Source organism: Paraburkholderia podalyriae, assembly GCF_014397785.1.
GTDB classification, from domain to species: domain Bacteria; phylum Pseudomonadota; class Gammaproteobacteria; order Burkholderiales; family Burkholderiaceae; genus Paraburkholderia; species Paraburkholderia podalyriae.
Genome location: NZ_VZQQ01000325.1, coordinates 1 through 276, shown reverse-complemented (window position 1 = coordinate 276; position 276 = coordinate 1). Strand labels below are relative to the sequence as shown.

Below are 276 nucleotides of genomic sequence, written 5' to 3'. Positions count from 1 at the left end.
GGCTCTGGTGCAAATAGCGCGGGGGCGAATCGGTTAAGGTGTCAGGCTGAACGAATTGAGAACCGACGATGAGCAAGCTGAAGAGCCTTGACGAACTGTTCGCAGGCCGTCACTTTGACCGCGATGTGATCATTCTGTGTGTTCGCTGGTACCTGCGCTACAAGCTTAGCCTGCGCGATCTGGTCGAGATGATGGCGGAACGGGGTCTGTCGCTGGCGCACACGACGATCCTGCGCTGGGTGCGGCGCTTTGCGCCGGAGTTCGTGAAACGGTGGA

General features: G+C 59.1%; 1 pseudogene. It reads left to right on the top strand.

From position 1 onward, the window contains the following. Positions 1-68: 68 nt before the first annotated feature. Positions 69-276: pseudogene (locus F6X42_RS43230) on the top strand (IS6 family transposase); the annotation flags it as partial.